The organism is Helicobacter bizzozeronii, from assembly GCF_900196775.1.
Classification (GTDB): Bacteria; Campylobacterota; Campylobacteria; order Campylobacterales; family Helicobacteraceae; genus Helicobacter; species Helicobacter bizzozeronii.
This window is the reverse complement of the sequence record NZ_FZLB01000038.1, coordinates 1-24,485: the sequence shown is the minus strand read 5'-3', so window position 1 is coordinate 24,485 and position 24,485 is coordinate 1. Positions and strand designations below refer to the sequence as shown.

The following is a 24,485-nucleotide window of genomic DNA, read 5'->3' as shown; positions in this document are numbered from 1 at the left end:
CTTGATGGCTATTGGGATGAGCGATCTAAAGAAAAATCTCAAAATTGAGATTCAGGGCGTGCCTTACCGCATTGTGGAATACCAACATGTCAAACCGGGCAAGGGGGCGGCTTTTGTGCGCGCCAAAATCAAGTCGTTTTTAGATGGCAAGGTGATTGAAAAAACTTTCCATGCTGGGGATAAATGCGAGGAGCCTAATTTATTGCAAAAACCCATGCAATTTCTCTATTTTGATGGTGCCAACTACCAGTTCATGGATGTGGAGAGTTACGATCAAATCGTGTTGAACGCCGATCAAGTGGGGGATGCGCCCAAGTGGATGTTAGAGGGCTCACAAGTGCAGGTGCTCTTCCACAATGAAAAGGCAATTTCTGTAGAAGTCGCCCAAGTGGTGGCATTAAAAATCACTGAAACTCCTCCCAATTTCAAGGGCGACACCTCCAGTGCTAGTAAAAAACCCGCCACACTCGAAACGGGCGCAGTGGTGCAAGTGCCCTTCCATGTGCTCGAGGGCGAGACCATCAAGGTGAATACCCAAACTGGGGAGTATTTGGAAAAACTCAAGTAGTTGGGTGGCTAGTGGCTTTGATCGCTGCTTTGCAGGAACGTTCCCCTTTTGGGTGCTCCCCAAATTTCTAGAAAACTAATTTAAACAAGTTAAGATAACCCCCCACTAAAGAAAAAGGATCGTATATGGATAGTGCCAAAATCGCTATTTTTGTAGATTGGGAGAATTTGCGTTCCGATCTGCAGAATGTCCAACACAATTACAAAGTATTTAAGCAGTTTAATTTTAACCGCTTGCCCCACTTTGATGCCTTTATCAAAACCTTTATCCAATCAGATGAACAACTTTACCGGACTTTTCTCTATGTCTCTGAACCCTTTAGTGAGAATAAGATTGTCAAAAATAGCAAGCTAGAAGCGGATTTTGAGGAATATAAGAGTTTTTACACCTCAGGCAAGCATGAGGAATTAAAAAAACCCATTAACCACTACGAAGCGATCACGAATAAATCCGAGGCGATTAAGGCGTTCAAACACACAATGGTGGGGCTGGAATATTCGACTATCCGTCAAGGGATCGTCAAAATGAAGCCCTTATCCTATGTTAAAGAAGATGTGTGGGTGAGGGGCGTGCAAAATAATGCGCCCACAATTTGGGTGCCTAAACTAGAATTGCAACAAAAACAAGTGGATGTGCTTTTGGCATTAGACATTGCTAAGGTTTGTTATGAAGGGTTTGTGGATCGAATCTTGCTCTTTTGCAAGGATACCGATTTAGCCCCCATTTTGGACTTTGCAAGAACCAAGCACCTCCAAGTATTTGTCGCCCACATTGAAGAGAGCATGGACTTGGTAGCCGATGAATTAAAGGCGGCCAGCGATGCGGTGCGGGTGCGCAGTATCCAAGATATTTTAGACAATATCAAGGATGACATGGAGATGGGGGTTAGAAAAGCCCCCACCTATCCATTCAATAGGGGGAAACCCTTCCATGGCATTGACATCGCCAAAAATGAGGGCAATTCATTTTAGGGCATGGGGGTGGGGAGGTCTTCTTGCAGATGGAGTATTTGCGTGCCAAAATCGGTTTGGACCTCCACCCTTAGTCGTCCCTCACAAAACACTTCATAGCGCATTTTTTCATGGAGTTTTAACACATAACTAGGCAATTGGGGCAACAACGCACACATGCCCCGATTCAAGCTAATTTTATTGATACGCACTTGGCTCACTATAGCCTCAATCTCTAAAATATTTTGCGTTTGCCAAATGCCATAATCTCTAGTCCAAGAAGTGTAGGGGCGTTTTTGGCTGAAAAACACCGCTTTAATAGGGGTTTTGGGCAGTTGGGCTTGGTGCTCCTCCCTTAAGAGCTCCTCACCTGTGGGTAAGGGGTTAGCCCATAACATTTGCCCCAGTAAAAGTAACCAAATCACTCTTTGTGCTCTTGTTCGATCTTTTTATCCAAAATAGAGCGGATTTTAGAGATATTTTGGGGGTTAGTGGAGAAAAAGATCTCCACGCGGTTATTGCGCATGCGATTCTCCACGCTATCATTGGGGGCAACCGGGTTATTTTTGCCATAGGAGGTGAAAGAGAGTTTTTGGGGGTCAATGCCATCTTTTAATAATTCATGCATCACTTTAGAGGCGCGGCTAGCGGCTAATGCGTAGTGGTCTTTAAAATGGACATGGGGGGGTAGGGGCGTGTTGTCGGTATAGCCACGCACATTGATCTCGACTTGATTGGGCAGGGTTTTGATGATGCGGGCAATATGTCTAATATATTCCTGCATACCGGCGTTGATGGTGTCGCCATAGGGGTCTTGGAATAGCAAGCTGGAGGGCAACTTGAGAATTGCGCCATGGTCGGTTTGCTCTAAAACACTCCCCTCGCCCACGCGCGTGATCGTAATCTGGGAGCGTGTGGGCTGTTTGCTAGAACTTTGTTCTTGGGTCGTGGTCTCTTGGGTTTCTCCTGGAGCTGGAGGGATGGGGATCACTGGTTGCATCGCATCAGGGCGTGGGGCGTAGTCAAAAATCTTAACAAATTCCTTTTTCAAAGCCTTGACTTTGGATTTATTGACCACTGAGATGGCATAAAGGGCAATAAAGAGAGCCAGTAAGAGGGATAAAAAGTCCGCATAGGGGACCGCCCAACGCTCACCCGCAGGGCATTCGACTTTCTTAGCTTTTTTAGCCATGTCTACTCAAACTGCGATTTTTTGGGTTGCCCGGGGGCGATGTAGTTAAGCAATTTCATCTCCAGATCCCGTGGGTTATCCCCATTGGCAATCCCAATAATGCCCTCCAAGATCACCACTTTTTCCTTAAGAATGTCTTTGGACTTATTTTTAAGTTTGTTCCCAAAAGGACCAAAGAGGGCATAAGAGCACATGATTCCTGTAACAGTGGCGGTAAAAGCCCCGGCAATCCCCAAAGCCATTTCTTGAGGATTATCAAGTTTTTGTAACGCCAACATCAGCCCCAAAACCGCCCCCACAAGCCCAAAAGTGGGCGCGCTCTCCCCAGCGGTGATCCAATAGTGCGCTGCGCCGTGGTAGTATTCCTCCAACTCCTCAATGGCGACATCTAAACTCTCTTGCACGGATTTAATATCCTTACCATCGACAATCATCCCAAAACCATTGCGTGTAAAATCATCTTCAATTTGGGCAACCTTAGATTCCAAAGACAAGACCCCGTCTTTTCTGGCCTGCGTGGAAAGTTCTACAATACTTTTAATGGTCTCTTGCAAATTGATCTTGGGGTTTAAAAACACAATCTTAATTTCTTTAAAAGCCGCCTTGACATGGTGGGCATGCGTGCTCACCATCGCCGCGCATAAAGTGGTGGGGACAATGATGATGATAGAGCTCAAATGCACCACATGGATGGGGTTACCGCCCTCCATAATATCCCCCACTGAAATCGCCGCAATCGCCGCAAGCACACCCAAAACCGATGTCAAATCCATAAAATCACCTTTTTGCTAAATTCTATTGCGGATAATCTTGCAAGGTTTGGATACCCTTTTCACCACACACCCGGCATTGGGGGTTTCTTTTGATGTGGATTTTTCTAAAATCCATGCCCTTGGTATCCACACTTAACAAGGTGTCTAGCAACAAGGGAAATCCTAGAAAATACTTGATTGCCTCTGCAGCCTGAATGCACCCAATCAAGCCGGGTAAAACCCCAAAAAGCCCCGCTTTAAAATAAGAGTTGAGTTCCACATCTGGTGGGTTTTCAAAAACACAGGCAAAACACGCACTTTTTTTAGGCAAGATGGTCATGGTCTGCCCCCGATACTTCAGCACACCGGCATGGCTATAGGGTTTATTAGCCAACACACACGCATCGTTGATTAAAAACTTGCTGGCAAAATTATCCGTGGCATCCACAACAAAATCGTACGGTTGTATGATCTCTAGGGCGTTAGAAGCATTGAATTTATTAAAATAGGTCTCAACTTGGATATCAGGGTTGAGGGCTAGCATTTTGCGTTGGGCTGATTTGACCTTAGAGTTATTGATCTCGGCGGTTGTGTGGATGATCTGCCTTTGTAGATTGCTTAGCTCTATAATGTCAAAATCCAGCACGCCAATACGCCCAACCCCAGCGGCAGCTAGATACATGGTGTTTGGCGAGCCTAATCCCCCAGCCCCAATCACCAAAACGCTTGCTTGCATCAGTTTTTCTTGCCCCTCCTCTTTGACATCCTCTAACATCAAATGGCGTTGGTAACGCTCTCTTTGGTCTTGCGTGAGCATGATCATCCTTTGTAGGAATTATAAATGAGCAATCCACGACCCCAAGTGCGGTTGTTCGGCCTTTAGGCTGGTGGGTTGCCCATGTCCGGGGTAGATGGGTTTATCTGTTGGGCTTTCTAAGGCTTGCAAGCGCAAAAGCGAGTCCTTCATATCTTTTGGATTAGAGTAGGGGAAGTCATAACGCCCAATGCTCCGATAAAAGATAAAATCCCCACTAAAAAAATTTTGCTCCACTTCCACCATGCAACAACCCGGGGTGTGCCCGGGGAAGTGCCAATAAGTAACGGGGATGCCGGCAATCTCAAAAGTTTTGGTGCTCTTGTAACACTCTATGGGCTCAATATCCTCTTTAGCGCATGGGGTTAAACCCAGCCCAAAACAATCGGTGGTGAGCATAAAAATATCCTCTTGGTGCGCAAATAAAGGCACGCTAGGCAGGGCTTTTTTGAGGGCATGCACATCCCAAATGTGATCGTAATGCCCGTGGGTGATGAGAATAGCTAGGGGATTTTTGGCATGCTCAAGCACCCAATCACACGCCCCCACACCCGGATCCACAATCAGATCGCCCTGTTGGAGGTGAGCGATGTAACAATTTGTCTGCGTATGCCCAAAAGCTTGGATTTCAAGTTGCATCATAACCCTTTGCCCCATTCTAGCAAATTTTAGCTAAAGTTGGCAACACCCCGCCCCACTTCACTTGGAGCGAGAACCCATCGCTAGCCAATGGCAACGGGCGACCATTTTGTCTAGGGTTGCTGTGATGATCTCTTGGATTTGGGCATAAAAAGAGGGCACTTGGCTTTGTTTGAGGCTTAAAGATGCAGCAAGGGCATGCAAACCCAGATGGGCTAGCGAACCTTCCAGTAAAATCCCCACTAAGGGGTCTTCTTGGCTTTTTTGCAAACTGAGCGCGCTCAAGTCATCCATGCGGGCATAGAGTTCTTTTTTGGTGCTGATGGGCTTTTGTAAAAGTTGCTTGATTTGCTCTTTAAAGGCTTGCAAGCCCTCTAGGGGCAAATTGATAGGGGCTTGGGGTTTGAACGCCCGCTTGATACGCCTTAAGGCTTTGGACTTAGAGCCTTTTTTTAACAATAAATCTTGGGCACGCTTAGGGATCGTGTTCTCAATAAAAGCCCCATTGGAGAGGTTATAAACCAGTGTGCCATGTTTTTTAAAGAGCATGCCCATCTGCTCTTTGGAGAGCAAGAACAGCCCATCGCTATAAACTAGCATGCCCTCAAAATTAGGGCGCACGCTCAGGGCATCTGGTGGAATCTGTGTGCCCTCCTCCCCATAATAAGAACCCTTAGCATGCTTGCTAGCCCCTTGGATATAGCCACAATCTAGCCCACACAAGATCAAGGTTTGGCTAAACAGACACGCCAACGCCACGCCGGCATTACCCACAAAGGGCGCGCTGTATTCAACTGCCAAATGGGGGAACAAATACCCACTCGCACTCCCCCCACGCATAAACATAAACACTTCCTTAGCCAGTTGGCGCGCACTGGGATTAATCATATTGGCACACATCAAGGGCGTATCCCCCAAAGGGGCATCTAAGAGCACTTCTTTGAGGTAGTCGATTCGCTCGATCTCAATTTGGAAATCCACATGGATTTGGTGGGCTTTGAGCACTTTTAGAGCCGTCCCACAGCTAAAGATCAGCATATTTTCTTGGTTGCTTTGGATAAAATCCAATAACCCATCCAAACTAGGGCCATTGCCCACAACACAAATGGGCAAATCCACATGGGGGCAGGTTTTAGGGTCTAGGATATGCCGGGATTCTTTTAAATTTTGGAGACTATTAGAAAGCCCTAACATCTCATCTTCAAAACTCCCCCAACCTCTCAGCGCGCTTTTTTTATGGGCACAGAACAACTCTTGAGCGCGCTGGGTGTTTTCACTTTTATAGGGGTCAAATTCCAAATGCAAGAAACTATGGGTGACTCTCTTGTGCAAAAAGGCATGTTTGAAAAAGGGCGTGGGGAGATTTTTAAGGAAAATCGCACAATCTTGGGGTGGGGTAGTGCTGAAAAGCTGGGCATAGTCAATAAAATAGCAACTGATACGCAATAAATCAATGTGTTCTTCATAGATGTAAAGTGCGTGGAAAAATGCCCCTTGCTCTAATAAGAGAGCCAAAAACAACCCCCCCGCCATGCCATATAAAATCGTGGGGGGGTAGAAGTTTTGCCCCAAATGATAGGGGGCATTGGAGTTACCTAGATCCAAAATATCTTGGCAAGCTTGGTTAGTCAAGGGCAGGGTTTTTAAATCCAAATCGCCCAAGATAAAATCATTGGTTTTTAAACTCCATTTGGGGTTGTTAAGAATATGCGAAGCCCAGTCCCTAGAAACATTTAACATCTGGTGCTCTCCCCCAATGCAAGGGAAAAGCAACGAGCCATCGCTGAGATTGAGGATATTTAACCCCCCACTATCCCATAAAAGATTGTAAGCACATGGAGCAGGCAAGAGTTGTTCGTAGAGCTTGGGCAAATGGTGCTTGAAAAAGCCCAAATTATCCTTAAAACGCTCCCTTAGCCCCTCTGCAGAAAACCCCTCCATACAAGCACCCTACTTGGCAACAATTTGTTTATAACCCCTGCTAGGATCAAAGACCAAAAAGCGTTTGGGGGTGTCTTTGTAGCGCGCTAAAGCCCGGTTAAAGTCCTCAATGCTCTTAATGCTGAAACTTTCAATTTGCATGATCACATCGCCCTGTCTAAAGCCCAAATCTTGCGCCTTAGAATTGTCTTTGACCTCTTGGACCAACACGCCTTGAATCTCATCAGGGATGCGTAAATTCTTGCGCATATGGGGCGTGAGGGTTTCCACTTTAAGCCCGCTGAGTTGCCCATGCGCGCCCTCATGGGCGGTGCTGGTTTCTTTTTTGTTGGGGTTTTTGCGCTCAGCCAAGATCAAGGTGATGACATGTTCTTGTTTGTTGCGCATGTATTTGATGGTTACTTTTTGGTGAGGGGAGAGAGAGCCTATGAAGTTGCGCAAATCAGCGGCATTCTTGATCTTTTTGCCATTGACCTCAACAATCAAATCCCAAATCATCAAGCCCGCTTTTTTGGCTGGGGAGTCTTTTTCAATGCTAATGACCACCGCGCCCTCTTTGCCATTATAGCTACCCTGTAGCTCATTGCTCACATCTTGAATCCCCACACCCAAATAACCCCGGTGGATTTTACCGGTTTTGATGAGTTGCATGGCGATGTGTTTGACCGTGTTAGAGGGGATGGCAAAACCCACGCCATGGTTGCCCCCTGTGCGCGATAAAATGGCGGTGTTGATCCCAACAAGCCCCCCCCGACTATCAATCAAAGCCCCCCCCGAGTTGCCCGGGTTAATGGCGGCATCGGTTTGGATAAAATTTTCGTAGTTATTGATCCCAATGTCGCTTTTATTGAGCGCAGAGACAATGCCCTGTGTTACGGTCTCGCCCACACCAAAGGGATTCCCAATGGCAAAGACCAAATCACCCACCAAAATTTCATTGCTATCGGCAAACTTGATGGATGGCAAATTGTCTTTATTGATTTTAATCACAGCCAAATCGCTATCGGGGTCTGTGCCCACTAAAGTAGCGGTGTATTCTTTGTTGCTACCCGGAATGGTAACCGAGATTTTATCCGCATCGTTAATCACATGGTTATTGGTGATGATATAACCCTTTTTGTCAATAATCACACCACTCCCTAATGCCCTCTCAATGCGATCTTTAGGGATGGCATTATACAGATCGCCAAAGAATTGTTGGAAAAAGGGGTCGTTAAACATGCCCCCCATGCCTCCAAAGCCACTCTTGATTTTCTTTTGAGTCGAGATATTCACCACCGCTTTTGTCGCCTCTTTGACCGAACCACTATAAGAATAGATCGTATTGGGGCTGGTATCTGGACCCACACGCTTTTGCACGGATGGCATGTTTTGGATATGCACATCTCCCACTCCGGTTGCCCCCAAGCTCGCAATGAGCACCGCACTCAAAACAATAGACCTCATGGATTTCCTTTATGTTTGCAAGTTTCAAAAAGCCCTAGTATAACCAAAGTTTGCTTGAGAAGTTTAAAGCTAATCCGCCCCTTGTTGCTTTAAGAAAAACACATATTTAAGTCCTTTGCCTTATTTTGTTTGGCTTAAAATATGTTATCATACCCCATTGCCAAATTAATTTTAAGGACAATGATGAAAACAGCGGATATCCAGCAACTAATGGCATCTTTTGATAAAACTAATATTAGTTACATGAAACTCAAGCTTGAACATGTTGAATTGGTGTTTGACAAAGCTTCTAGCCGTAAAGTAGCCCCCGCCCCTGTTGGAGTGGCTTCCAATGTCCTACACACCCCCATACAATCCCCCACCGCCACCGCCTGCGCACTCAACACTACAACTGGGGCGACCAGCCATGCAAACAACCCCACAAGCACTAAGGAGGATTATATCCTCTCGCCCATGGTGGGGACTTTCTACCACCGCCCCTCCCCCAGCGCAAGCCCCTATGTCAGCCCGGGGGACACCATTAAAAAAGGGCAGGTGATTGGCATTGTGGAGGCGATGAAAATCATGAACGAGATTGAAGCTGAATGTGATTGTAAGATTCTCTCCATTGAAGTTGAGGACGCTACAGCGGTCGAATACGGCACACAATTAGTCAAGATTGAAAAACTCTAGGAACAGGCATGAAAAATTTACAGCGCATTTTGATTGCCAATCGGGGCGAGATCGCCCTGCGCGCGATTCAGACCATTGCTGAAATGGGGAAACAATCCATCGCCATTTATTCTAGTGCCGACAAAGATGCCCACTACTTGAACACAGCCAGCGCTAAAGTGTGCGTGGGCGGGCCCAAGTCTAGCGAGAGTTACCTAAACATCCCCGCCATTATCAGCGCAGCTGAACTCTTTGAAGCCGATGCGATTTTCCCCGGTTATGGCTTTTTGAGCGAGAATCAAAACTTTGTGGAAATTTGTAGCCACCATGGCTTAGAATTTATCGGTCCTAGTGCGCAGGTGATGGCTTTAATGAGCGATAAATCTCAGGCTAAACAGGTGATGAAAGAGGCGGGCGTGCCCGTCATTGAGGGGAGCGAGGGGATATTAAAGAGTTATGAGGAGGCCCAAAAGATCGCCCAAAAAATTGGCTTTCCCATCATGATCAAGGCGGCTAATGGCGGGGGCGGGCGGGGCATGCGCGTGGTTGAAGATCCCAATTTGCTTAAAAATCTCTACCTAGCTGCGGAGACAGAGGCTTTAAGTGCCTTTGGGGATGGGAGTGTCTATATTGAAAAGTTCATCAAAAACCCCAAGCATATTGAGGTGCAGATTTTAGCCGACAAGCATGGGAATGTGGTGCATGTGGGCGAGCGGGATTGCTCCACCCAAAGACGGCAACAAAAGCTCATTGAGGAGACCCCAGCAACAATCTTAAGCCCCTCTGTGCGCCAAAAATTGCTAAAAACCGCCATTAGGGCGGCTAAACACATCGGGTATGTGGGGGCGGGGACTTTTGAGTTCTTGCTAGATGCCAATGGGCAGGATTTTTATTTTATGGAGATGAATACACGCTTGCAGGTGGAACACACGGTGAGCGAGATGGTGAGCGGGTTAAATTTGGTGGAGTGGATGATCAAAATCGCACAAGGCGAAAAGTTACCCCCCCAAGATCAGATTATCTGCCAAGGGCATGCCATTGAATGCCGGATCACGGCTGAAGACCCTAAGAATTTTTACCCCAGTGCTGGGCGAATCACCTCTTGGATTGCCCCAGGGGGGATTGATGTGCGTTTGGATACCCATGCCTATGCAGGTTATGTCGTGCCGACCTTTTATGACTCCATGATTGGCAAGCTCATCGTGCATGCGCCCAGTCGCGATCAAGCCATTTTGAAAATGAAACGGGCTTTAAGAGAATTTTATGTGGAAGGGATTAAGACCACAATCCCTTTCCACTTGGAGATGTTGGACAACCCCGACTTTAGACACAATAAAATCCACACCAAATACTTAGAAAAATGAGGAAACCATGTATGCTACAAAAATCCAAAATATAGCCCAGTCGCAAACCATTGCAATCACCACCCTAGCCCAAGAGCTCAAGGCTCAAGGCAAGGATATTTTAAGCTTTAGTGCCGGGGAGCCTGATTTTGACACGCCAAAGAGTATCAAAGAAGCTGCGATATCGGCTATCCAAAAGGGCTATAGCAAATACACCCCAGTGAAGGGAATCCCCGCACTTTTAGAGGCAATCTCACGCAAATTTAGAGAGGAAAACCAGCTAGATTATAGCCCTAGTGAGGTGATGGTGAGCAATGGGGCTAAACAATGCCTGTTTAATGTCTTCCAAGCCTTGCTCAACCCCCAAGATGAGGTGATCATCCCTGCACCTTACTGGGTAACTTACCCCGAATTGGTGCGTTATAGCGGGGCTAATCCGGTTTTTATCCCCACCAACGCCCAAAGCCAATTTAAGATCACCCCCGAGCAACTCCAAAACGCCCTAACCCCCAAGAGCAAAATTTTAGTGCTCACCAGCCCTTCTAACCCAACGGGCATGGTCTATAGCCAAGAGGAGTTACACGCCCTAGCCCAAGTGCTGAAAAATACCAATGTGTGGGTGCTAAGCGATGAAATTTATGAAAAATTGGTCTATGAGGGCTCTTTTTTTAGCTTTGGGGCTATAGAGGGCATGTTGGATCGCACCATTAGCGTGAATGGCTTGAGTAAGGCTTTTAGCATGACCGGCTGGCGTGTGGGCTTTTTAGGCACTAAGGATAAAACCCTGCTCAAACACATAACCGCCTTGCAAAGCCACAGCACTTCTAATATCAATTCCATCGCCCAGCATGCGGCTTTGAGTGCCTTAAGCGGGGTGGCGCGCGTGGATGTGGAACGCATGCGCCTAGCCTTTGAAAAACGCCGTGATCTGGCTTATAATTTGGTGAGTCAAATCCCGGGGATCAAGGTTTCTAAACCCCAAGGGGCTTTTTATCTCTTTTTTGAGATCGGGCAGGATAGCTTGGAGTTTTGCCAAAGCTTGTTGGAAAAAGAGGGCGTGGCTTTGGTGCCCGGTATAGCCTTTGGTATGGAGGGTTTTGTGCGCCTCTCTTATGCGTGTTCGGAAGAGCAAATTAAAACCGGGTGCGCGCGTCTAGCACGCTTTATGCATGGCGATTAGCCAATTTTAGTTACAATGAAACCAGCAAGTTAGAAAGGAGTCCTATGTCTGAACCAATTCTAATTTTAGACAAGCTGTCTAGACAAGAGAGATTGCTTTTATTCCATTTGCTCCAAGCCTTGCACCAGCGGTCCACTCTTGATTTAGATTCGCAAAGTTTATCTGCTCTTAGTCCCTTGGGCGTGGATGCCCTAATGCGTTTTTTAGAAAAAGCCCGTGGTTTTAGTCTGTTATTAGAGGAGGGGGCAAACCAGCAGCATTATTACCCCCTCTTTAGCACGCTCCATTTGAATCGCGATCGGCTATCTTTAAGACTTGCGCTCAATCCAGCATGCGTAGCTATCTTGGAGTCTTTGCCCTATACCCTCTCGGATTTGCAAGAGTTGCAAGCCTTGAGTCGGCAATATAGCAAAACACTTTACCGCCTCTTGCAACACTCCAAGCACATGCACATGGTGCGTTTTGAGTGGGAGGACTTTAAAAAGCGCATGGGAATCCCGTCTAGTTGCAAAAGCAATTACGCCTATAACCAGATTTTGCGCCCCGTGCTCCTAGAGTGCAAACGCTACACCATTAGCCTATGCCAACTGAGCATGTCTAGGTCTATTAAAAATAAGTGTTTGCACTTTGTGGATTTTAAATTCAACACCCGCTCGCCCGTGTTACACCGCCAAAGCAAACTCAATTCTCTAGCCAAACAGCTGGGTGCCCAGCTAGAATGCGATCAATCTTTGAGCTTTGAGATCGTAAATTCCAAGCCTAGGAATACCAAAGAAAAACACCACCTCATTAATTTACACGATCATGGCTGCAGCCTCTTGGCGACTTTTTACAACCAAAACGCACACCAAGAGTGGGGCATGCACTTTGAAAATTTAGAAAGCTTGTTGGGTTATATGCGATCCAGTCAGGATCACCTATGAGTGCCGGATTAGCCGGGGTTGTGGCGGGTTCTAGTGCGATCTGCCAGTGTGCAGAGGGCTTGACCTACCGGGGTTATGCCATTGAGGAGTTGGCTTCTTTGGCTAGTTTTGAGGAGGTCGCACATTTGCTCTTAGTGGGGCACTTACCCAACCAAGCCCAATTAGAGAGTTTTAAAGCCCAGTTGCAACAATACCGCGAATTGCCCATGGGGGTTAAAAAGGCTTTGCGCGCGCTAGGCTCAGGGCATCCAATGGATATTTTAAAAGCGGGCGTGGTGGCTTTGGGCTGTTTGGAGGCTGAAAGCTTGGATTTTAGCGATCAATATGATAAAGCCGTGCAAATCTTAGGGAGTCTGCCCTCCATACTCTTGTATTGGCACCATTACCACAAGCATGGCAAAGAAATTTCCTTGCAAGATCGCACCAGCACAGCGCATTTCATCTTGGAACGCTTAAGAGAGCAAGAACCTTTGTGGGTGGAAGTTAAGGCGATGGATGCGATGCTGATCTTGTATGCCGAACATGGCTTTAGTGCCTCCACCTTTGCGAGCCGCATCAGTGCCTCCACCCTCTCTGATCTGCACTCATGCGTGGTAACTGGGATTGGCACGCTCAAGGGGCGTTTGCATGGCGGGGCAAATGAATGGGCGATCCAGCTGATGTTAGAGTATCCCAGCGTAGAGGAAGCCCTCAAGGGGATCGCCAAACGCCTAGCCAGCAAGGAAAAAATCATGGGCTTTGGACACCGCCTTTATAAAATCGCCGATCCCAGAAGTGCGGTGGGCTTGGAATTAGCCCAAAAGCTCAAAGGTCTAGGCGATCCCAAGCTCTTTGACATCGCTTTAGCCATCAAAGATTACATGCAAAAAGAGAAAAACTTGCCTGATAATATTGACTTTTTTGGCGGGCTAGTCTATCACTACCTCAAGCTCCCACGCCTTTATTACACCCCTCTTTTTGTGATGTCGCGCGCGGCTGGCTGGATAGCCCATGTCTTTGAGCAACGCACAGATAATAAGATCATCCGCCCCAATTCAGATTACACCGGTCCAGCTAGGTGTTCTTTTAAGCCTATTGCTTGATGCTCAAAAGCGTCTCGATCATCCGATCGATGGCGGTGATGACTTTGGCATTAGCGGCATAACCGCCTTGAAACTTGATGAGATTAACCATCTCTTCATCGGTATTCACCGCAGAGATGGAGTCATGTTCTTTTTTCACCACTTGCAAAACCGCTTCCTTGCTCTCTAAGGTGCGTTGTGATCGCTCCGCCTCTGTGTGGATTTTGCTCGCCACAAACTGGTAATATTCCTCAATAGTCATCGGTTTATCATTAAATTTGTTTTGGTAAAAATCCACTTTATCGTATTGGAGCTGTTGCATCATGTTAGCCACATCAAAGTTGCCCTTGATAGGGGCTAACCATGGGCGTAGGGCGGTGGGCTCTTTTTTGTAAGTGTTGTTGATCCGAATGTCCCTAGCACTGCTCCCCTCAAAAAAGGTGTTCAAGCCCAAAGCACCGGTAAAATTGCTCCCATGATCCTTGATGGACACAAAAAGACCTTGCGACCCGTTTTTGGGCTGGATACTGAATTGTTTAGCCTTGTTATCAAAATGCGCCACAAAATAATCATCAAAATCGTTAGTCGTGTTGTTATCGTGGTTATCATCTGTATTGGCGTTGATCTGATCGATCACATCGCGCATGGTGGTGATCGGGCTGATGTGGATCGTTTTTTTGGCGATGACCTGCCCATCAGTGTTGTAGGCGATCAAATCAAAACTCCCGCTCTTGATGTTGTAGTGGGTGTCCTTGAGGGCTTGATCATCTTCAAAACTGACGACCTTGCCCTCAATGCTGTGGCTAGCGCTTTGGGCATAAATGGCATTGGTGGCTTCAATAAAGCCCTTAGCAAAGGTATCAAGGGCATCTAAATAATTTTGCAATTTGCCCTTGATCGTGCCATTGGAGCCATCATTATAAACCCCCATGAGTGCTCCGGCTTTGCCCTGATTGATCTTATCGGTGATATTGACCACCTTAAAATCATCGCCCCGAAAATAGATTTGCGCTAACTCGTTGGCGTTGTCGTTATTCTCCACAACCAAAGGGTGGAAGATGGGACCATCCACGATATTAAACCCATAGGCGACATTGAAAACATACCCATCATCAAAATCAGCCGCCTTGATGTCGTTGATCGAGTTGGTTTGCACATGCTTTTTAGACACATTCCCCCCGATGAGCTCTTTTAAGTGGAATTCTAATTGATCGCGTTTGTCGCGTAGCTCATTGGCTTGTTTGAGCATTTTAGGGTCTTCCATCTCTTTAAGGTGGCGGTTGATCTTGGCAATCTCAGAGCCTAGTCGATTGACTTCTTTAATGGTGCTGACCAATTCGTGGCTGGCTTTTTTTTGCAAATCCAACAAGCGCGCGCGCGTGTCGTGGATATTTTGGGTCAAAGTTTGGGTTTTTTGCACCAAGGCTTGTTTTTGGGCGGGTTCTTTGGCGTTTTTGGCTAAATCCTTCCAAGCGTTGAAATATTCTTTTAAGTCGCTATAAATCCCCACTTCGTCCATGTCGGGGAAATAAGAGGAGGCTTCGCGTAAATTGTCAAATTGCGTGCTATAAAAGGTGTGTTCTTGGTTAGCCCGTGCGTATCTGGCAAAGACAAAATCATCATGCACGCGCTGGATAGTTTGCACATCCACGCCCATATTGACATTGCGTTCAGCATAGCCAATGGAGGTTTGGGGCGTGGCGATCACGCGTTGGCGGCTATAAAACTCATCGTTGGCATTGGAGATGTTATTACCGGTTACATCCACCATCACTTGGTGGGCTTGCAAGCCGGTATAGGAGGTGTTTAAAGAGGAGAGGATTCCGCCCATAAAGCCCCCTTAAGCTTGGACTTGCAAAAAGCTACTGGCGATCGTTTTTTGCTTGTAGTAGCCCGTGCTTTCATGCGGGATAATTTGTTGCATCAAAGAGGAATAAAACTCTGAGAGGGCAAAAACCACCCGGGCATAATCAGCATTGATCTCTTTGAGCGTGCCTAAGAGTGTGCGCATTTGCTTTAAAAGCACCGATCCGCGTTCATCTAAGAGCTCGGGCAAGGATTTATCGGGGTTTTGCTCCATCAATTTGATCATCTCTTGATCGAATAGACATTTGCAAGTTTCAAAAGATTGGATGCGTTCTTGTTTGAGCGCATTGCGTGCAAAAATCACCTCGTGTTTGGCAAGCTTGACATCTTCCAAATCCTGAGTGGTAAAATCAATGAGGGCTTGCAAATCCGCTACAGATTGTTCCAAATAAGTATAAAGCATGATCACCCCTTAAGATTGGAATAGCCAAACTCAAGGGAGACCCTTAGTCTGACCCTCCTAGCTAAGCAAATCCTGTGCCATTTTATGGGAGGTTTTATCTAAATCCACTTTGTAATTCCCCTCTTCAATGGCTTTTTTGATTTGGGCGGCCTTGTCGCTAGCATGGGTTTCTTGCTGGAGCTGGCTACTCTCTGGACTCTTAGTGGGTGTAGGGTTCTCATGGACGCTATTATTGGTAACATGCGACACACGAGGTTGTGTATTTCCGATAGAATTAAGCATGCCGTCCTTCCCAATTTGGTTTAGTTTAACCCAATCGACCAAAATAGCAAAATTTTTAGCCCTAAAATTTTTTCATGGACTTTTCCAACTCTTCGCGTAGTTGTGTCGGGGTTACGCGTAATCCCTTGCTGTCTGAAAAATTAGCAAATGCACTTGTGGGTCCATGGATGGTCCAAATCATCAAGCCGGATAAGACCATGCAAAAGATCAAAAAAGTCGCAGTGGGCACAAGCCAAATCTGCCAACGCGATTCTTTGAATTTTCTTTTCATTGTGTGTCCTCCAAAAAACATGGATTTATAAGTTATTCTACAATATAATGACCTCTTTAGTTAATTAAAGGGAGATGCGTGATTGGCAAGGCAATTTTAGCGTGGGCGTGTTGTGCGGGATTAGGCTTTGGTGCGGTAGCAGAGCAGTTGGTGTGGGAAAAGGGCATGACCTTGTTAAGGTTTTTGGATAAAAATAACATCGATTCTAAAATCTATTATAACCTTTCTTTCCAAGATAAAGAATTGGGCACGGAGATTAGAGCTGGTATGCCCTACTATGTGCTCAAAGACGATCAAGGGAAATTATTGCAGGTGCTCGTGCCCGTGAGCGAGGCGGTGCAACTGCGTTTGAGTCGGGACAAAACAAACGATCAATTCCACTTGGACTTTATCCCCATTGTTTTCACCACAATTCAAAAGAGCCTCTTCATGCGGGTTAAAAAATCCCCCTATAGCGATATTTTAAGGGTGAGTGGGAATGCCAATTTGGCTAAAGAGTTTATCGCTATCTATAAAAAAACCATCAATTTTAAGCGGGTGATCAAGGGCGATCAACTCGGAATCATCTACACCCGTAAATACCGCTTAGACAAGCCTTTTGGTGCGCCCAATATCAAAGCGGGCATGGTCGAAACCCACCGCAAAAGCCATTATATTTTTGCCTATAAGAGCAAATATTACGATGAAGAGGGTAAAGAAGTGGTGGATTTTCTCTTGGAAACACCCGTGCATTATTCGCGTATCTCCTCTAAATTCTCACAAGGGCGCATGCACCCCATTTTGGGCGAGGTGCGCCCGCATTATGGCGTGGATTATGCTGCCAAACAAGGGAGCTTGATCAAATCTGCCACCGATGGCTACATTGTGTCTATTGGGAGAAAGGGGGGGTATGGGAATGCCATTGAAATCAAGCATGGCAATGAATTGCGTTTGCTGTATGCCCACATGAGTTCTTTTGCCAAAGGTCTTAAAATGCATGGTTATGTCAGAAGGGGGCAGGTGATTGGCAAGGTTGGGAGCACCGGACTTAGCACGGGCCCACATTTGCATTTTGGCGTGTATAAAAACAACCGCCCCATTGATCCACTCGGGCGTATCCGCACGACCAAGAATCAGTTAATGGGCAAAGAAAAGCACCTCTTTAGCCAAGCGATCCAGCCCTATAAGAATATTTTAGAAGATGCGCGATCCTTTGAATACGCCCAAAAAGAAACCCCCAAGATCACTTATTAATGCCTAAAATCGCCTATAACAATATCCAAGTCATCGACTGCCCTAACTCGCTTTATTTCAAGCCCAAACGCATTCTTTATGAAGAAGAAGGCGTGGCTAAGAGCTGGGACATGGTCAGGGTGCATGATAGCGTAGCCATCTTGCTCTACCATGTAGAAAAACAAAGTTTTGTATTGGTCAAGCAATTCAGACCCCCCGTTTTTGTGAGCGCGTGTCTATATGGCGGGCAAACCCATGATGGCTACACCTATGAGCTTTGCGCCGGGATTGTGGATAAAACCCATAAGAGTGTTGAAGAGATTGCATGCGAGGAAGTTTTAGAGGAATGCGGGTATGAGGTTACGCCTAGCATGCTTGAAAAAATCGGAGTCTTTTATAGCACAACGGGCATTAGCGGGAGCAAACAAACCATGTTTTTCGTCTCCATTACCCAAGAACACTACCGACACAAGGGCGGAGGCGTGGGGATTGAAAATATTGAGCTTATCTATCTCCCACTTGCTGAGGCTGAGGGTTTTATCCAAGATGAACAAAAATGCAAGAGTATTGGGCTAGGCTATGCGCTGACTTGGTTTCAAAACCATGGCAAGGATCGCCATGCTTAAAAGGTGGTGTCTGGGCTTTTTGGGTTTTAGCTTGGCTTTTTTGCACGGGATTGCTTGGAATGAGACTCTCAAAATCAACATCGATGCGGTGGATACACGCAAAAAAATTGTGCGCTTTCAGGCTTATGACCTCAAGGTCGGCGAAACAGGTTATATTTTAGCCAAATTGACCGATTACAATGTGATTGCCGCTAAGGTAGAAGTGGTGAATATCCGTGATGGCATGGCTTTTGGCAAATATGGGGAATATAGCGTGATGAAGCAACGCCACTTACCCACCCCTAGAATGGTGCCCAAAAAAGGCTACATGGCGATTTTTAGAGAATTTAACCACCAAGCCTTTTTAGTCGCCCCCGATTCACATTTATACGAACAGGTCAAGGATAGTTATCCAGATATTACTTTCATCAGCTCCGACCTTCTCATGGTCTTTTTTAACGGATTTGACCCCTCAGCGCGATCTTTTAGAAGAGCTTGCGATATTTATAGTGCAGGCTTGCTCTTTTTGGTGAGCACGGATCGCCTCAATATTTTAGATTGCCAAAGCTTTGCAGTGTTAGAGAGTCAAAAACTCGATACTTCTAAGGTCCGCCGCACTTCTGCCCCCTTCTTTTCACGCGTAGAGGGTGTGGATCGGGGCACTTTGGGTAAGGTGCTCTCAGGAGGCAAGTCCAAAAATTACTTTGGCTTTTATGACAACTTGCTCAAAAAAGAAGCCCAAAAGAGACTAGAACATGCTGTCAAAGCCGAGCAAAGACGCGAATACGAGATGGAAATAAGAGAGGCAAAGAGTGCTCAGGAAAAGAAAAGCTTGAAAGAGCAATACAAAGAGGAGAAAAAAGAGGATAAAGAAAATATCACGCCCAAACTCTCCAAACAAGAAAAGGCGGAGGAAAAGAGCTTGGATCAAGTGGGGGCGCAAGAGCGGGCTAAAGAGGATTTGGAGGACAAAAGAGAATACCAAGAGCAATTAGCCAAACAAAAGGCAGAGCAGAAAGCCCAAAGAGAAGCCAAGAAAAAGGCTAAAAAGGAAGCCAAGAAAAAGCTCAAGCAAGAGCGGCGTTTAGAAAAAGAGCGAGGGGATCAAAACCCATAAGGAGTGCTTATGCTCGAGTCTAGCCATGCAACCTACTTGAAAAATTTGGTCGGAGAGGGGAACTTCTATGACGACCCCCCACATCTTAGTGCCTATGCCTACGATGCCACTAAAGAACGCCATTTGCCCGATGGGGTAATTTTTGCTAGAGACGAACACGATGTGAGCCAAATTTTAGCCTATTGCAACACGCATAAAATTATTGTCGTGCCTAGAGGGGCAGGCAGTGGCTTTACTGGGGGAGCACTCAGTGTGAGCGGGGGGCTGGTGTTGAGTTTGGAGCGCATGGATCAAATTTTAGAGATTGATGAAAAGAATTTGATTGCTCGGGTGCAACCCGGGGTGATCAACAAGCATTTTCAAGAGGTGGTCCAAAAACGCGGGCTGTTTTACCCCCCCGATCCAGCCAGCCAAGATCAAAGCACTTTGGGAGGGAATGTGAGCGAGAATGCCGGGGGGATGCGCGCGGCTAAATATGGGATCACCAAAGATTATATCATGGCTTTAAGGGCGGTGTTACCCAATGGGGACATCATCAGGGCGGGCAAAAAGACCATTAAAGATGTGGCGGGGTTTAATGTGGCTGGGATTTTGATCGCTAGCGAGGGGTGTTTAGCCGTTATTACTGAGATGACCTTAAAGCTTTTAGCCCAACCCAAGTTACGCCAATCGGCGATGGGCGTTTTTAACAGCATCAAAGAGGCGATGGAGGCGGTGTATAAAAGTATGGCTAGCGGGGTTACCCCTGTGGCAATGGAGTTCTTAGACAACTTAACCATCAAGGCGGTCGAACAACGCTTTAACAAGGGGCTACCCATAGAGGCAGGGGCAATTTTGATCACCCAAGTAGATGGGAGCGTGCCCGAGCAAATCAGCTGGCAACTTCAAGAGATTGAAAAGCATTTTAAGGAAAATGGGTGTGTGGATTTTAAAATCGCCCAAACCCCCCAAGAAGAAGAGAGTCTTTGGTTTTCACGGCGCAATGCCTCCCAGAGTATCAGCATTTATGGCAAGAAAAAATTAAACGAAGATGTTACCGTGCCCCGCGCTAGTCTGCCAGCCTTGCTAGAAGAAGTGGGGCGTATCAGTGCAGAATATGGCTTTGCTATCCCGTGTTTTGGGCATACTGGCGATGGGAATGTGCATGTGAATATCATGCTAGAAGACCCAGAAAACCAGTTAGAACAAGGTCAGAGGGCGATGGAGGCAATTTTTAAAGCAGCCATTGCCCTAGAGGGGACTTTAAGCGGGGAACATGGGATCGGGCTGTCTAAGGCTAAGTTTATGCCCCTAGCCTTCAATGAGTCTGAAATGGCACTCTTTAGGCGGATCAAACAAGCCTTTGACCCCAACAACATTTTAAACCCTTTCAAAATGGGGCTGTGATTTTAGCCTTTTTTAAACCCCCAAAAAGCTTCCCTAGCCCCTATTTGGCCTTGCGCACAGATGAGAAGGGCTTAGTGAGCCTAGACTTTGTAACACAAGTGCAAAGCACCCCAAAGCCTAATATTCTCATGCAAGCGGTGTTAGAGGCTTTAGAGGGCTATTTTAGCGGGGGGCTTAAAAACTTTGATTTGCCCTTAAGTTTAGAGGGTTCGCCCTTTGAAAAACAAGTTTGGCATGCTTTGCAAAATATCCCCTACGCCCAAACACGCACTTACCAAGAAATCGCCCAAGCCATTAACAAGCCTAAGGCTTACCGCGCTGTGGGGAATGCTAACCACAAAAACCCATGCCCCATTGTGATCCCATGCCACCGGGTTTTACCCAAAAATGGAGGCTTGGGGGGCTATGGGGGCGGCACAGAGACCAAAGAATGGCTTTTAGGGCATGAAAAAAAGGTGTTGGGGCAATAGGGTTTGTGTCTTTCTACCTTGACATGCCTGCCCTGCTTGGCTATGATAGTTGTTTAAGACTAGGGAGAGTGCATGCAAGAGGGTGATAGAATTTTTGTAGCAGGGCATAGGGGCTTGGTGGGGCGCGCGCTAGTGGCAACTTTGCAAGAGCAGGGTTACACTAACTTAATTTTAAAAACCCATTCTGAGTTAGATTTGACACAGCAAAGCGCAGTCGAACAATTTTTTGAGATAGAACGCCCCGATGTCGTCATTTTAGCCGCGGCCAAAGTGGGGGGGATTTTAGCCAATAACATCTATCGCGCGGAGTTTATCTACCAAAACTTAGCCATCCAAACCAATACGATCCACTGCGCTTACAAGTATGGAGTTAAAAAACTCCTCTTTTTGGGCTCCACTTGCATTTACCCTAAAGAGTGCCCCCAGCCTATTAAAGAGCAAGCCCTTTTAACTAGCCCTTTAGAGCCCACTAACGAACCCTACGCTATTGCTAAGATTGCGGGCTTGAAGATGTGTGAAGCCTACAACGCCCAATATGGCACGCATTTTATTTCTGCGATGCCCACCAATTTATACGGCGAGCATGATAACTTCGATCTGCAAAACTCCCATGTCCTGCCCGCGCTTTTGCGCAAAATGCACCTAGCCCATTTGCTAGAGAACAAGTGCCTAGATTTGGTGTTGCAGGATTTGCAAGTGTCTAACCAGCAAGAAGCCTTAAATCTCTTAGAACAACACGGGGTGAGTGCGCAAGGGGTGCAAATTTGGGGCAGCGGCGCGCCTAGACGCGAGTTTTTGCATGTGCGCGATTTAGCTCGGGGGTGTGTATTTCTCTTGCAACACCAACAAGCCAGCTCTACGCTCAATCATACCAACATCGGCACGGGGGAGGATATTAGCATTAAAGACTTGGCTAACTTGATTAAAGAGATTGTCGGCTTTAAGGGAGAGTTGGTGTTTGACACTTCTAAGCCCGATGGGACTTTATTAAAGTGTAGCGATGTGAGTAAGATCGCCCGCTTGGGTTGGCGGGCAAGTATCCCCTTAAGAAGAGGCATTGAAGAAGTGTATCAATGGTATCAAAACAAGTAGGGCTGTTACTGGCATCTTAGAGGCACTGAAAAAGCTAGGGTAACTTGGGTTACCAAACTGCCTCAAATGCCGATGCGTTTCCACACACGGGGATTTATGTCGGCGGGGGGCAAATTGTGCATTGACCGGCAAGTTTAAACAAAAGCCCGCCCATCTGGGTGGGTGATTCACCCCCTATTGATACCATGTGGGGATTTTGGTGGGCTATTGTGCTTGGATACATCCTAATATGGACATTCCCATCTCCCACCAATTCTTGGAGCTTTTTTTGGGGGAGTATTTTCTTGGGTGGGTTTTAGAAGCGGGTTGGCTAAGTTGATACGCGCCTGCTCTAAATCCCTAGCCCCTTAACACGCTCCTAGCTAAACGGCACGCCCGCTTGGTGGTTTTGATTTCATCTAGTTTTAATGGGGGTATGCTCATCAACCGTTGCCTTAATGCGTTGCTCCATTTTTAATCACTCTCACCCTCTTGTTGCTTAGCTAATGCCTCATGGCTAACTTGGTCTTTGGCAGATCATCATGTGGCTTCCCCCCTCAATCTCTCTAATCAGGGCTTTGGTGGCGTTGTTTTTTAATTTGAAATGTTAATAAAAAGTTAGACCCGCTTTACAAAGAGAAACGGCGATTACAGCTAGAGGAGAATTTAAACAACAAAGAAGCCAAAGAACTAAGACGCAAGATGAAGGCGATCGCTCAAGAGTCGGATTTAGATAGCAGTTTGCTCACTTCGTTTAAACTCACTTCGTCGCAAGAATCACCGCACCAGTCTGTAGTGGTGAAAAAATCTTTAACAGAATTAAACGAAAACCAAGAGCCTTTATTAAAATCAAATTCAAAACCCGGGACTTCAGAGTCAGGCACAGCATATAAGCACCTAGATTCAAAATTAAACCAAAAATCCACATCTTTAACCGGTGGCAAGGGGATAGATTCAGACATGCAAACTCCTTTAGATAAAAATACCAAACCCCCGCTTAAAGTGCAAACACGGTCATGGGGGGATGAAACCAATGCAGAGCCTGAAGAGATTGTTAAAATTGTCAGACAGACTTTTAGCCTTAAGAGTGTGCCAGACTACAAAAGATATGTAAAGCAAAATACAGAATGGATTGCAGAGCACACCCAAATACTCAAAGACTTGGATACAGAACACGCACAGATGCTAGAGGGCACACATAGCCAATACAGAGCAGGCGACCCTGAACACAATAATAAAGTGATTGCCTCTATTCAAGCCAAAAGAAAAAGCACGCAAGAATTCATCGCAAGTTCTGAGTTTTTTAAAAAGGATTTTCAAGCCAAATTAGACGCATACCATACTTGGCGGAGTGTTAAAGACAAATTGACTCCTTTAGAAAAGCTCAAAGTGAGATTTTATGACGCAACTGAAGAGATACGGATACCGATGTATAGCATAAGATATAACCCGATTTACTTAGAAAAGCTGCGCAAGTGGGCAAATTCAGAAGCAGAACTAGCGGGCTTAACTGAGGCGGACTTGTCTATGCATTTGCATTCACTGCAATACAACTTCCCCACCATCAATGAACGCCTTAAAAAGCTTAATGTTCTTGTTAAGAGAATGCGCGCACTAGATGAAAATAGCATCACGCCCAAAATGCAGGCTAACTTGCAAGAGTTAGAGCAAAAGGGCGCGCAACAACAAGAGGAGCTAGCAGAGATGGAAAAGTTATTTAACGCAGTGGTGGCTAAGTGGGAGAAAATCCACAACAAAAAAGCCCCCAATGCGCATTTTAATCCCAAAAAGCCTAAGAGTAGAGAGTAATGCTCACCCCCTACCTTAACCAAGTTTTCAACGCTGACGCTTTGGAGTTTATGGCTAAATTGCCTGATAGTTGTATTGATTGTGTGCTCATTGATCCGCCTTATTGTTCAGGGGGTGTGAAATCTTTAGCCGAGCGGGCTAAAAGCACGAATGATAAATATTTGCTAGTCCGCAAAAATGGGAAAGCTTACCCCGAGTTTTTAGGCGATGGCAAAGACCAACGCGTGTGGATTACTTGGATAGGCTTTATCTTTGCCCAAATTGAAAGATTATTAAAGCCTGGTGGCTACTTTTTTAGTTTCATTGATTGGCGCATGTTGCCCGCTTTATCTGATGCGGTCCAGTTAGCGGATTTGGCTTGGAGAGGTGTGATAGTGTGGGATAAGGGCAGGGGTGCTAGACCCTTTCCCAATGGCTTTAAACAACAATGCGAGTTTATTGTTTGGGGCACTAAGGGGGAATTACCCAGCTATGAGAGAAAAAGGGAAGCAGATTACCACTATGGCTACATTGAGGCTAGAACCCCTATCAAT

Annotated in this window: 26 protein-coding genes; 15 read left to right on the top strand and 11 right to left on the bottom strand. The window is 46.3% G+C overall.

What is annotated here, in order from left to right; all coding sequences use genetic code 11:
- The first annotated feature begins 4 nt into the window (after window positions 1-4).
- Window positions 5-568 (top strand): elongation factor P, encoded by a 564-nt coding sequence (efp, locus tag C5684_RS04870; RefSeq protein WP_013889663.1) that lies wholly within the window; start codon window positions 5-7, stop codon window positions 566-568.
- Between the two features lie 125 nt (window positions 569-693).
- On the top strand, window positions 694-1,539 hold the full coding sequence (locus tag C5684_RS04865) for an NYN domain-containing protein (protein WP_013889662.1): 846 nt from the start codon (window positions 694-696) through the stop codon (window positions 1,537-1,539).
- Here the strand turns inward: C5684_RS04865 and C5684_RS04860 are convergent.
- Genes C5684_RS04860 through C5684_RS04830 form a run of 7 tightly spaced genes read right to left on the bottom strand, consistent with a single transcriptional unit; the run spans window position 1,536 to window position 8,302 of the window.
- On the bottom strand, window positions 1,536-1,943 hold the full coding sequence (locus tag C5684_RS04860; RefSeq protein WP_233704186.1) for a hypothetical protein: 408 nt from the start codon (window positions 1,941-1,943) through the stop codon (window positions 1,536-1,538). The genes C5684_RS04865 and C5684_RS04860 overlap by 4 nt on opposite strands.
- Window positions 1,940-2,710 carry a flagellar motor protein MotB gene (gene motB / locus C5684_RS04855; protein WP_104639577.1) on the bottom strand — a complete coding sequence of 257 codons (771 nt, stop codon included), beginning with the start codon at window positions 2,708-2,710 and terminating at the stop codon, window positions 1,940-1,942. Before motB ends, C5684_RS04860 begins: the two co-directional genes overlap by 4 nt.
- A 2-nt stretch (window positions 2,711-2,712) precedes the next feature.
- The gene (motA, locus tag C5684_RS04850) at window positions 2,713-3,483 is read right to left on the bottom strand and encodes a flagellar motor stator protein MotA (protein ID WP_006018119.1); all 771 of its coding nucleotides are present in this window, start codon (window positions 3,481-3,483) and stop codon (window positions 2,713-2,715) included.
- Between the two features lie 22 nt (window positions 3,484-3,505).
- Window positions 3,506-4,279 (bottom strand): HesA/MoeB/ThiF family protein, encoded by a 774-nt coding sequence (locus C5684_RS04845; protein WP_006018118.1) that lies wholly within the window; start codon window positions 4,277-4,279, stop codon window positions 3,506-3,508.
- Window positions 4,280-4,297: 18 nt separating this feature from the next.
- A complete protein-coding gene (locus tag C5684_RS04840) occupies window positions 4,298-4,915 on the bottom strand; it encodes an MBL fold metallo-hydrolase (protein WP_013889659.1) in 618 nt (205 codons plus the stop codon).
- Between the two features lie 60 nt (window positions 4,916-4,975).
- Window positions 4,976-6,856: a 6-hydroxymethylpterin diphosphokinase MptE-like protein gene (locus C5684_RS04835; protein WP_104639576.1), complete on the bottom strand. Its 1,881-nt coding sequence runs from the start codon at window positions 6,854-6,856 to the stop codon at window positions 4,976-4,978.
- Window positions 6,857-6,865: 9 nt separating this feature from the next.
- Window positions 6,866-8,302: a Do family serine endopeptidase gene (locus C5684_RS04830; RefSeq protein WP_013889657.1), complete on the bottom strand. Its 1,437-nt coding sequence runs from the start codon at window positions 8,300-8,302 to the stop codon at window positions 6,866-6,868.
- 183 nt (window positions 8,303-8,485) lie between these two features.
- On the opposite strand from C5684_RS04830, the gene accB reads away from it, so the two are divergent.
- From accB to C5684_RS04805, 5 genes are read left to right on the top strand one after another with little or no spacing between them, the layout of a single operon-like run.
- Window positions 8,486-8,974, top strand: a complete 489-nt coding sequence (gene accB, locus C5684_RS04825; protein WP_013889656.1) for an acetyl-CoA carboxylase biotin carboxyl carrier protein — start codon at window positions 8,486-8,488, stop codon at window positions 8,972-8,974.
- 8 nt (window positions 8,975-8,982) lie between these two features.
- Window positions 8,983-10,317, top strand: a complete 1,335-nt coding sequence (locus C5684_RS04820; protein ID WP_013889655.1) for an acetyl-CoA carboxylase biotin carboxylase subunit — start codon at window positions 8,983-8,985, stop codon at window positions 10,315-10,317.
- A gap of 7 nt (window positions 10,318-10,324) precedes the next feature.
- Entirely contained in the window at window positions 10,325-11,476 is a 1,152-nt protein-coding gene (locus C5684_RS04815) for a pyridoxal phosphate-dependent aminotransferase (RefSeq protein ID WP_013889654.1), read from the top strand.
- A gap of 44 nt (window positions 11,477-11,520) precedes the next feature.
- Window positions 11,521-12,399: a replication initiation protein gene (locus C5684_RS04810; protein ID WP_013889653.1), complete on the top strand. Its 879-nt coding sequence runs from the start codon at window positions 11,521-11,523 to the stop codon at window positions 12,397-12,399.
- On the top strand, window positions 12,396-13,481 hold the full coding sequence (locus tag C5684_RS04805) for a citrate/2-methylcitrate synthase (protein ID WP_104639575.1): 1,086 nt from the start codon (window positions 12,396-12,398) through the stop codon (window positions 13,479-13,481). The genes C5684_RS04810 and C5684_RS04805 overlap by 4 nt, the downstream gene beginning before the upstream one ends.
- On the opposite strand, the gene flgK is transcribed toward C5684_RS04805, so the two are convergent.
- The 4 genes from flgK to C5684_RS09140 all read right to left on the bottom strand — a co-directional run bounded on the left by flgK (window position 13,471) and on the right by C5684_RS09140 (window position 16,282).
- A complete protein-coding gene (gene flgK, locus C5684_RS04800; protein WP_104639574.1) occupies window positions 13,471-15,291 on the bottom strand; it encodes a flagellar hook-associated protein FlgK in 1,821 nt (606 codons plus the stop codon). The genes C5684_RS04805 and flgK overlap by 11 nt on opposite strands.
- Window positions 15,292-15,300: 9 nt before the next feature.
- The gene (locus tag C5684_RS04795) at window positions 15,301-15,729 is read right to left on the bottom strand and encodes a hypothetical protein (protein ID WP_006018102.1); all 429 of its coding nucleotides are present in this window, start codon (window positions 15,727-15,729) and stop codon (window positions 15,301-15,303) included.
- Between the two features lie 57 nt (window positions 15,730-15,786).
- Complete coding sequence (locus C5684_RS04790) at window positions 15,787-16,011, bottom strand: flagellar biosynthesis anti-sigma factor FlgM (protein ID WP_104638389.1); 225 nt, start codon at window positions 16,009-16,011, stop codon at window positions 15,787-15,789.
- 61 nt (window positions 16,012-16,072) lie between these two features.
- A complete protein-coding gene (locus C5684_RS09140; protein ID WP_041602769.1) occupies window positions 16,073-16,282 on the bottom strand; it encodes a hypothetical protein in 210 nt (69 codons plus the stop codon).
- A gap of 78 nt (window positions 16,283-16,360) precedes the next feature.
- Here C5684_RS09140 and C5684_RS04785 point away from each other — a divergent pair, with 78 nt between their 5' ends.
- The 8 genes from C5684_RS04785 to C5684_RS04750 form a co-directional block, all read left to right on the top strand.
- A complete protein-coding gene (locus C5684_RS04785; protein WP_104639573.1) occupies window positions 16,361-17,515 on the top strand; it encodes a peptidoglycan DD-metalloendopeptidase family protein in 1,155 nt (384 codons plus the stop codon).
- Window positions 17,515-18,120 (top strand): NUDIX hydrolase, encoded by a 606-nt coding sequence (locus C5684_RS04780; protein ID WP_013889646.1) that lies wholly within the window; start codon window positions 17,515-17,517, stop codon window positions 18,118-18,120. The genes C5684_RS04785 and C5684_RS04780 overlap by 1 nt, the downstream gene beginning before the upstream one ends.
- On the top strand, window positions 18,113-19,216 hold the full coding sequence (locus C5684_RS04775; RefSeq protein ID WP_104639572.1) for a plasminogen-binding N-terminal domain-containing protein: 1,104 nt from the start codon (window positions 18,113-18,115) through the stop codon (window positions 19,214-19,216). Before C5684_RS04780 ends, C5684_RS04775 begins: the two co-directional genes overlap by 8 nt.
- Before the next feature lie 9 nt (window positions 19,217-19,225).
- Complete coding sequence (locus C5684_RS04770) at window positions 19,226-20,602, top strand: FAD-linked oxidase C-terminal domain-containing protein (RefSeq protein ID WP_104639571.1); 1,377 nt, start codon at window positions 19,226-19,228, stop codon at window positions 20,600-20,602.
- On the top strand, window positions 20,599-21,072 hold the full coding sequence (locus C5684_RS04765) for a methylated-DNA--[protein]-cysteine S-methyltransferase (protein ID WP_013889643.1): 474 nt from the start codon (window positions 20,599-20,601) through the stop codon (window positions 21,070-21,072). The genes C5684_RS04770 and C5684_RS04765 overlap by 4 nt, the downstream gene beginning before the upstream one ends.
- Window positions 21,073-21,144: 72 nt before the next feature.
- A complete protein-coding gene (locus C5684_RS04760; RefSeq protein ID WP_104639570.1) occupies window positions 21,145-22,164 on the top strand; it encodes a GDP-L-fucose synthase family protein in 1,020 nt (339 codons plus the stop codon).
- A 681-nt stretch (window positions 22,165-22,845) separates the two neighbouring features.
- The gene (locus C5684_RS04755) at window positions 22,846-23,952 is read left to right on the top strand and encodes a hypothetical protein (protein WP_104639569.1); all 1,107 of its coding nucleotides are present in this window, start codon (window positions 22,846-22,848) and stop codon (window positions 23,950-23,952) included.
- Window positions 23,952-24,485, top strand: a 534-nt coding sequence (locus C5684_RS04750; protein ID WP_104639568.1) for a DNA methyltransferase, incomplete at its 3' end; no start/stop codon positions are given. The genes C5684_RS04755 and C5684_RS04750, both read left to right, overlap by 1 nt.

Bases quoted from the DNA above. Each gene is read 5' to 3' on its own strand.
- efp (WP_013889663.1), top strand. From the start codon at position 5: ATGGCTATTGGGATGAGCGATCTAAAGAAAAATCTCAAAATTGAGATT.
- C5684_RS04865 (WP_013889662.1), top strand. From the start codon at position 694: ATGGATAGTGCCAAAATCGCTATTTTTGTAGATTGGGAGAATTTGCGT.
- motB (WP_104639577.1), bottom strand. From the start codon at position 2,710: ATGGCTAAAAAAGCTAAGAAAGTCGAATGCCCTGCGGGTGAGCGTTGG.
- motA (WP_006018119.1), bottom strand. From the start codon at position 3,483: ATGGATTTGACATCGGTTTTGGGTGTGCTTGCGGCGATTGCGGCGATT.
- C5684_RS04845 (WP_006018118.1), bottom strand. From the start codon at position 4,279: ATGCTCACGCAAGACCAAAGAGAGCGTTACCAACGCCATTTGATGTTA.
- C5684_RS04840 (WP_013889659.1), bottom strand. From the start codon at position 4,915: ATGCAACTTGAAATCCAAGCTTTTGGGCATACGCAGACAAATTGTTAC.
- C5684_RS04835 (WP_104639576.1), bottom strand. From the start codon at position 6,856: ATGGAGGGGTTTTCTGCAGAGGGGCTAAGGGAGCGTTTTAAGGATAAT.
- C5684_RS04830 (WP_013889657.1), bottom strand. From the start codon at position 8,302: ATGAGGTCTATTGTTTTGAGTGCGGTGCTCATTGCGAGCTTGGGGGCA.
- accB (WP_013889656.1), top strand. From the start codon at position 8,486: ATGAAAACAGCGGATATCCAGCAACTAATGGCATCTTTTGATAAAACT.
- C5684_RS04820 (WP_013889655.1), top strand. From the start codon at position 8,983: ATGAAAAATTTACAGCGCATTTTGATTGCCAATCGGGGCGAGATCGCC.
- C5684_RS04815 (WP_013889654.1), top strand. From the start codon at position 10,325: ATGTATGCTACAAAAATCCAAAATATAGCCCAGTCGCAAACCATTGCA.
- C5684_RS04810 (WP_013889653.1), top strand. From the start codon at position 11,521: ATGTCTGAACCAATTCTAATTTTAGACAAGCTGTCTAGACAAGAGAGA.
- C5684_RS04805 (WP_104639575.1), top strand. From the start codon at position 12,396: ATGAGTGCCGGATTAGCCGGGGTTGTGGCGGGTTCTAGTGCGATCTGC.
- flgK (WP_104639574.1), bottom strand. From the start codon at position 15,291: ATGGGCGGAATCCTCTCCTCTTTAAACACCTCCTATACCGGCTTGCAA.
- C5684_RS04795 (WP_006018102.1), bottom strand. From the start codon at position 15,729: ATGCTTTATACTTATTTGGAACAATCTGTAGCGGATTTGCAAGCCCTC.
- C5684_RS04790 (WP_104638389.1), bottom strand. From the start codon at position 16,011: ATGCTTAATTCTATCGGAAATACACAACCTCGTGTGTCGCATGTTACC.
- C5684_RS09140 (WP_041602769.1), bottom strand. From the start codon at position 16,282: ATGAAAAGAAAATTCAAAGAATCGCGTTGGCAGATTTGGCTTGTGCCC.
- C5684_RS04780 (WP_013889646.1), top strand. From the start codon at position 17,515: ATGCCTAAAATCGCCTATAACAATATCCAAGTCATCGACTGCCCTAAC.
- C5684_RS04775 (WP_104639572.1), top strand. From the start codon at position 18,113: ATGCTTAAAAGGTGGTGTCTGGGCTTTTTGGGTTTTAGCTTGGCTTTT.
- C5684_RS04770 (WP_104639571.1), top strand. From the start codon at position 19,226: ATGCTCGAGTCTAGCCATGCAACCTACTTGAAAAATTTGGTCGGAGAG.
- C5684_RS04760 (WP_104639570.1), top strand. From the start codon at position 21,145: ATGCAAGAGGGTGATAGAATTTTTGTAGCAGGGCATAGGGGCTTGGTG.
- C5684_RS04755 (WP_104639569.1), top strand. From the start codon at position 22,846: ATGAAGGCGATCGCTCAAGAGTCGGATTTAGATAGCAGTTTGCTCACT.